The 2,376-nt window shown below is 42.3% G+C and carries 1 protein-coding gene; it reads left to right on the top strand.

From position 1 onward, the window contains the following. The first annotated feature begins 171 nt into the window (after nt 1-171). Nucleotides 172-1,896 carry a hypothetical protein gene (locus PsAD37_RS11405; protein WP_153039728.1) on the top strand — a complete coding sequence of 575 codons (1,725 nt, stop codon included), beginning with the start codon at nt 172-174 and terminating at the stop codon, nt 1,894-1,896. The last annotated feature ends 480 nt before the right edge of the window (nt 1,897-2,376 follow it).

Below are 2,376 nucleotides of genomic sequence, written 5' to 3'. Positions count from 1 at the left end.
CCTTGGTTGGCACAAAGCCAGCAGACGAACCTGCTAGATGAGAGCTGTTCGCCTGCTGGATTTGTGCCAACCAAGGTGGGTCAATTTTAAATGATGATGCCGGATCAATTTTGAACGCTCATTGACAGACACAGAGATTACCTTGAAACATCGCTAATCATATGTAATTTAGTGAGAATTATCAAACTGCGAGGAATTACTTTGTCTAGTTACCTATACATTTGTGCCAACCAAGAAAATCTACCTCCAATCAAAAAATGGCTAAAAAGTCTCGGTGCCTCATACTCGACTAAAGATAACATATTTGGCCTGGTGGAATTATTTATAGCCGCAGATGCCCCATCTCTTCAGAATAATTTCTCATTTTTAGGCTATGCAATAAACGATGAAAAACAGACTATTTCTTTTGATGGCTCTGATGTACTCCCAACATCTCCGCAAGCCGGATGCTATCTCCAAATACAGTCAAATAAACTTAAAACGATAATATCTAGCGACGTATTTGCGCAAGTATCCAGGTTTTATTTTTCATCTGAGGGAATTTGTGCCGTTTCTGATAGCTTAGCTGTCTTAGCAGAATTAAGGAGAGCAGTCGGCATTGCCTGTAAGCCAAACATTGAAGCTCTTCTGGCGCGTAGCTGGATTAATGGTATTACCCAACAGCAAACTAGTCACCAAACGATAGTACAAGATATCGTGATGGCTCTCCCTGGAGAGGTATTAAAGGTTCGGAAGCTCTACTCACCAAAGATGTCTTCAGAACGAGCTACTTGGGCAATTGCTAATAGTGACTATGAAGACACCTTAAGAAACGCCGCTCAAAATATGATTGGCTTTATATGGGGGATACATCAGCATGAGTCGTTAAGTTCGACCTTTAACCTTTCAGGCGGATTAGATAGCAGAACAGTATTAGCCGCCGCAATTCATCTTCACGACAAAAAATCTGAAATTGATATTAAAAGTAACATTGATAGACCGAATGACTTTGCCATTGCTAAGCAAATATGCAACAAATTTAACCTATCCTTAAACAATAATTTCAGCGTGTATGAAGGAGATAATGAGAAGGTAGAAAGGCTAGCAAATTGGTACCTTTGTAATGCAGGAACTTATGATCCATTACATTCACCAGCAGCGATCAAATCCAGCGGCTTGAAGTTTGAGTTTGGCGGGCATGGCGCAGAGCTCTACAAGGGCAACTATGGATGGCGATCGGTTAATCAAATCGGTAAAAAACTCCAATCTCACATATACGAAGCCTTTCTTTCCCAAAGCCAAACTGGGCTTATGCGCGGCGGCATTAATGCAATGCACGAGTATGGCTCTGAATGGCATTATCTATTCTATAGAAACAGTATCCACGCAGGTCGCTCAACAATGACGTCATTGCACGCCGCCCGTCCATTGTTAAACAAGAATTTGGTATCTTTGACATACAGCCCAATCAATCCTTGGCAAGCTCCAGGAAAAGGGCAATGGTCAATTGTCAATGACATACTAGTTTACCTTTCACCTACACTGGCAGTACTGCCGTTTGATGATGAGCGGAAAAACATGTCTAATGAGCAAGTGACAAGTAGACACAACCACTTGGGTTCTTTAAGAAAAATTGAACCATATAAGATTGTAGGACAACCGAAGAAATTTGCGGGCAAGCCGCTTCCTTGTTTTTTGCAACTAGCAAGTCAAAAGGGATTTTCTGGAGGGCTTCAAGAAGAAAAACTAGCGCGGTTATGTCGCTTAGACATGGTACCTTCAGAGCTACAAGAGCACTTCAGTCATCTTTTGATTGAAGCCGAAAAGAAATTTCATTCACCTGAAGAATACAAGGCCGCGAGCAAAGCACCTAGTGTCGCTGTAGGGAAGCTACTATCAATGCATTTGTTTTCTTAGAAGAGCTTTAAAATATACCTTCTCTAATTTCAAATGATCGTTAAATCTAAGCAGGGTAAGTAGAAGCCACTAACTGGCTCTGGGCTTATAACAACGAACGGCCCAACATGGTTATATGTATGGACCCACTGCATTTCGCGAGAGAGTTTTTATTTGTAATTTTGAAGTCGCTAATATGTATTGACCTGTTCATCAACGCGCGGGCTGTAGCCCTAATGGTAATACGCACGTACCTACAGCCTAATTACAGGACAGGTTACTTAGAACCATTTTGGACCTCTGACTGTTTGTCGGCGACGCCTTATGGACAGAACGGTTGATTTGAGTAAGGGAGTGTTTTGGCCCATGATCACTAGATTAGGAGTGAACAATGGGGCAATACACGAGGACCGCCAGCGCTGCAGCTGAGAAGGCGGTTAAAGACATCCAGCACAAGACCCGAAAGCGCTATTCCACTGAAGACAAGATTCGTATCATTCT

It is taken from the genome of Pseudovibrio sp. Ad37, from assembly GCF_001623075.1.
GTDB lineage: Bacteria > Pseudomonadota > Alphaproteobacteria > Rhizobiales > Stappiaceae > Pseudovibrio.
The sequence above is the reverse complement of the archived record's forward strand: the minus strand, read 5'-3'. Positions and strand labels throughout refer to the sequence as shown.